Annotated in this window: 6 protein-coding genes; 2 read left to right on the top strand and 4 right to left on the bottom strand. The window is 44.2% G+C overall.

The window, feature by feature from the left end; genetic code table 11:
- Nucleotides 1-792, bottom strand: a 792-nt coding sequence (locus JGK16_RS31980; RefSeq protein WP_293199360.1) for a tetratricopeptide repeat protein, incomplete at its 3' end; no start/stop codon positions are given.
- A 411-nt stretch (nt 793-1,203) separates the two neighbouring features.
- On the opposite strand from JGK16_RS31980, the gene JGK16_RS31975 reads away from it, so the two are divergent.
- The gene (locus JGK16_RS31975; RefSeq protein ID WP_293190820.1) at nt 1,204-1,455 is read left to right on the top strand and encodes a hypothetical protein; all 252 of its coding nucleotides are present in this window, start codon (nt 1,204-1,206) and stop codon (nt 1,453-1,455) included.
- A gap of 40 nt (nt 1,456-1,495) precedes the next feature.
- Here JGK16_RS31975 and JGK16_RS31970 read toward each other — a convergent pair whose 3' ends face one another.
- From JGK16_RS31970 to JGK16_RS31960, 3 genes are all read right to left on the bottom strand, one after another.
- Complete coding sequence (locus tag JGK16_RS31970) at nt 1,496-1,822, bottom strand: nucleotidyltransferase domain-containing protein (RefSeq protein ID WP_293190822.1); 327 nt, start codon at nt 1,820-1,822, stop codon at nt 1,496-1,498.
- A 184-nt stretch (nt 1,823-2,006) separates the two neighbouring features.
- Nucleotides 2,007-2,420, bottom strand: coding sequence for a hypothetical protein (locus JGK16_RS31965; RefSeq protein WP_293190824.1), 414 nt, complete (start codon nt 2,418-2,420; stop codon nt 2,007-2,009).
- A 313-nt stretch (nt 2,421-2,733) separates the two neighbouring features.
- On the bottom strand, nt 2,734-3,849 hold the full coding sequence (locus JGK16_RS31960) for an HlyD family efflux transporter periplasmic adaptor subunit (RefSeq protein ID WP_293190825.1): 1,116 nt from the start codon (nt 3,847-3,849) through the stop codon (nt 2,734-2,736).
- A 452-nt stretch (nt 3,850-4,301) separates the two neighbouring features.
- Between JGK16_RS31960 and JGK16_RS31955 the strand changes: the two genes are divergently transcribed.
- On the top strand, nt 4,302-4,529 hold the full coding sequence (locus JGK16_RS31955; RefSeq protein WP_293184276.1) for a secretion protein HlyD: 228 nt from the start codon (nt 4,302-4,304) through the stop codon (nt 4,527-4,529).
- The last annotated feature ends 223 nt before the right edge of the window (nt 4,530-4,752 follow it).

Below are 4,752 nucleotides of genomic sequence, written 5' to 3'. Positions count from 1 at the left end.
TTCCCCTCTGATTCTGTAGAGGTAGGCATTCGCCAAATTATTTTGACTCCTTGCCCAGTCTTCGGGAAATGCGTCGCGGGTGTAAATCTCCAAGGATGCGAGATAAGCTGCGATCGCGCCTTCGAGATTCTCGGCTTTTTCCCCTCTGATTCTGTTGTGGTAGGCAAGCCCCAAATTATTTTGACACGTTGCCCATTCAAAGGGAAATGCGTCGCGAGTCCAAATTTCCAAGGATGCCTCAAAAGCTGCGATCGCCAATTCCAGATTCTCGGCTTTTCCCCTTCTGATTCTGTAGAGGTAGGCCATCGCCAAATTATTTTGACACGTTGCCCAGTCTTCGGGAAATGCGTCGCGGGTGTAAACTTCCAAGGATGCCTCATAAGCTACGATCGCCAATTCCAGATTCTCGGCTTTTTCCCCTCTGATTCTGTTTTGGTAATCACCTCCCAGACTGTTTTGAAACCTGGCCCAGTCTTCCGAGTAAGCTTCGCGAGTAACAACAGTTAATCCACTCTCCAGACAAGCAATCGCTACCTCTAAATTACTTGCCCGACTGCCTTGTCGCAAATTATAAAAAGTGAAATCTAAACCGTATAAAAAATTAGCACAATTGTATGCTTCTTCTGCATCCAAAGTTGCCATAGTTTCAGTTGCCCACTCTCGCAAATATTGGGCAAAACCATCATCTATTAATTCTAGGTTAGCTTGCAGAATCTCGATTTCTTCCTCGCTGGGACAGGTGACGAGAGAATCAATCAGATTGAGATAGGCTTCGTGGCGCGCTTCGTTCATTGCTTACAACCCATGTTTTTAGAATTTTACATTCTTTGTCGGGGAAAAACAAGGGGGAAACCCGACTTGCTGAATCGTCTGGAGTCGTTGGAGTGTGCGTCATACCTCAATACAGGTAAGATAGGGGAATCGTAGTGATAAAACGATGTGAAAAATAGACACTGCGATTGCTTTCCTACCCTTCGGGAACGCCTTCGGCGAACGGATCGCTTCGCTAACGTTCCTCGCAATGACAAAAAACTTTAACTTAACCGTATTCTGTCATAAGCTACCACGCAAAGATGTCGTATAATATAGATACAAGATAAGTAAGCGATCGCGCGTAATAATAAATCTATTCGGAATGGACGCAACCTCATTCAAAAAAATCTCGATGATTTGCGATGGGGCAAAAAACAAGAGGAAACTAAAATGATTTCACAAACTTTAGTAGAGATTGAACGTTCTATTAGTTCCCTGTCGATAGAAGAACAACTTTGGCTGCTGGAACGTATCGCTTGCCGAGTGCGGGAGAAAACTTACATAGCTAATAAACTCGCTAATGCTAAATACCTGGAGGCAGAGATAGCAGAGATGGCAAACGATCCAGATATTCAAGTTGAGATTGCTGCTATCAATCAAGAGTTTCTTGTGGCAGAAATGGATGGTTTAGAAGCACTATGAGCATTCAAAGTTTGGAGTGTTCGATCGATTTGTTCCGGTTTCATAAAGCTATTCCCTCTTTACGAATATTCCTCAATAAAGGCCCGTTGTAGTGCGTAAACCGATTTTCGTCCATAAACAAACAGCTAATCACTTCATCATTTTGGAGAGACAAATCTGCCCGAATATGGCTGATTCTTTTGATTTCTTCGCCGGGATTGACTTGCCCTTTCAGAACTACCAAAACATCAATATCTGAGTCGGGATATGCGTCACCCCGCGCTTGGGAACCGTAGAGTACCATTTGGGTGAGCCGATCGCCATAAATTTGCTCGAAGTGCGATCGCAATTCAGCTAGAATGGTCTTGAGTTTATCGTTGATTTTCATATTGGCGATGGATGTTATTTATTCTACACATAAACCCGGTGTATTTATTGTACACATAAACCCGGCGGTTGAAACCGCGTCTACAAAAACAAAGTACACATAAACCCGGCGGTTGAAACCGCGTCTACAAAAACAAAGTCCGCCTGCGCGGACTGAAGATAATTAATTATAAAGGTTAAGATTTTTACCCAATTTCAACTGGTTGCAAAATCTCATTCACAGGCTTTCCTCGTTTTAATTCAACCCATTTAGACTCAACGGGTTCATAAGCGCAATAACAGACCATGATTTCCAGGTTTGTGTCGCTAGATGAGAATTTGTGGATGCTTTTCACAATCCAATTGCTATCTCGACCGTGGGTGACTCCGTTACCCGGATCTTCGAGGTTTTCGTATTCTCGCACCCGCTCACCAATTTGAGGCAATTTCCCCGAAGAATCCCACTCTGTTGCTAAAATATCAGTCAAACCACCGATCGGTAGTAGCTGACGTTCTTCCCAGCCTGGGGATGAGAGTGATTCTGTTTTAAAAACTATCCAAGTTTCATTCATCGTCGGTATCTCCAAAACGACTGTCTTCAAAAGAGGTTTGTTCGCCATAAAACACGCAATTGACCTTGAGAGTGCGATCTTTTGTACGTTCGATACGCTTCAACCTCCATCTGTACTTGCGGCTCATATCCCAGCACTTATTTGGGTCAATTGCTTAGTTACCAGCTTATGACGTTAGATTAATTTTCGGGGTAGTGGATCAATATAGTTGACAGTGGCATCTACTATGATCCACACTATACCACGATCGCAAAATGTCAAACAAACAACAAACAAAAGTAGGGTGCGTCAGTAGGTAAAACCCAAATTTTTCGGGCTAACCTTAAGACTGACGCACCCTACGACCACGACTAATGACCAATTACATATCCGTCATCAACCTTGCTTTTCGTAAAATAAATGTCAAAACTGTTTCTTGACCAGTAATAATGTCGGCTCTACCTTCCATTCCCGACTGAATTGAATACTGGCGTGGGGTATTTGCCTGGGAAGTTCCAACTGCTTGATTGCCGGTAGATTCAAGTTTGGTTAGATAAGTTTTATCAGGTTTAATTGCAACTTCATAATAAGCAGTACCTAAATTATTACCGGGGTTTTGAGTGGCGATCGCATCTGGGGCGATCGCGCTGACTGTTCCTTTTAGTGTCCCGTAATCTGGGAAGGGTAAGGCGGAAATCCTCATCTGCACTGGTTGGCCGATTTGGATGCGGGCAATATCTTGGGATGTTACTCTGGCTTTGACTAAAAGGGGTACGTCGCTAGGGACGATTTGGGCGATCGCACTTCCGGCTTGTATTGTTTGACCGGTACTTTGTACTTCCAATTTGAGAATTGTACCATCAGCGGGCGCGCGGATCACGCTATTTTCGAGTTGTGACTGAATTTGATTGAGTTCTTTTTTAGCTTGAATTAATTGTTGTTGAATGGACGATCGCTTGACGAGCAAAACCCGCCGACTTCTGCCGAGTCTCTCGGCGACATCCGGCTGCGATGTGGCGATTTTTACAAGAGCGGACTCGACTACTTCTTGGGCGGCGGAATTTTGATTTTGGATGGTTTGAAATTGGCCGCTGGCTAAAATTTGATTTTCCAAGTCCCGCAGTTGCTGGTTGATTTGCTGTGCTGCTGCTTGAGACTGATTCATTGTGTCTTGGAACTGCTTTTTTTGAGTGCCCAAACGCGAAGCGTTGACAACTGCGATCGCATCTCCGGCTTTTACTGTCTGATTTTCGCTGACAGCAATGCTTTCGATGGTTCCTTCGGTTGCTGCTTGGACGACGCGCACTTCTCCGGCTGGACGGACGATCGCGTCTGCTTTGACTGTAGCACTGTATTTGGTGACGCTTGCCAGGGCGATCGCCCCGCCAAACGTCGCCACCATCAAAATTCCCCCCAAAGTAGTCCAGCGGCTGACAGGGGGCAAAAACTGGTCGTTATCAAAGGTTTCTGCGGGCATGGGTTCGGGTGTGCGAGGCATGGCGGCTATTGGGGGTGAGGGGAATTGTTTTGAATTTTAAGTTTTGAGTTTGGGGAAAGAGAATCGTTGTGAGTTTTAATGCCATTTCCAAAAAAGAATGCAACTCGCGGCCAACTCCAAAGCCTGATTAAATAAGTCATTTTCAAACCTCAAACGGTATGAGTTGGAAGAAGGAGAGATCGATCGCCTATTTCTTTTGTCACATTTATTTTCTAGCTTTCCGGACACCAAGGATAGATTTAGAAGTCTAAATCAAAATTCACATGGTCAAGGTCAAAATCCGCACAGCTTTGCCGTCCCCACCCGGAAATTTCCCCAAACATCAAGAATGGTGGATTCAGGCGGCAACAGTCAGGAAAACAGAGCATTTCCGCAATGATTTTTGGCACTGTTACCCGGTTTTTCTGGGATCGGTACGTAAGTAACTATATATGTCTTAATAGGAGTTCCTTATGCCGGACAATCAACAAAATTCACTTTTTACCGAATTAACCGATCGAGAATCTGGGACTGTCAGCGGTGGCAGCACTACCAGCGGTTTCAGCAGTGCTAACAGTAACAGCGATACCAAGAACAGCAGCAGCAATGGCATCAATACGCTGTTTTTCATTCCACAGCCGAGTCAGCTTTTCCTTTACGATCCGATTCGCAATCGCCCTTACAAAACCCTTGTAGTCTAGATAGCTGAGTAAAGTAGTGCGATCGGATAAATCTTAAAATTTTCTCAGTAATATTCCGGGCGATCGCAGAGGCATGGAGAAGTATTAGTCAGTAATCATACGAGGCTATCGAAATTATATAAAGTTTCTAGTTTTCGTTCAATATTATCAATTTAAATGGAGTCAAACGATCATGCAAGAAACAAAGGAAAATTCACTGTTTACTGAACTCACCTCTGAAGAA

Origin of the sequence: Microcoleus sp. PH2017_09_SFU_O_A (assembly GCF_020738625.1) — a bacterium.
Lineage (GTDB): Bacteria > Cyanobacteriota > Cyanobacteriia > Cyanobacteriales > Microcoleaceae > Microcoleus.
This window is presented reverse-complemented; position numbering and strand designations above follow the sequence as displayed.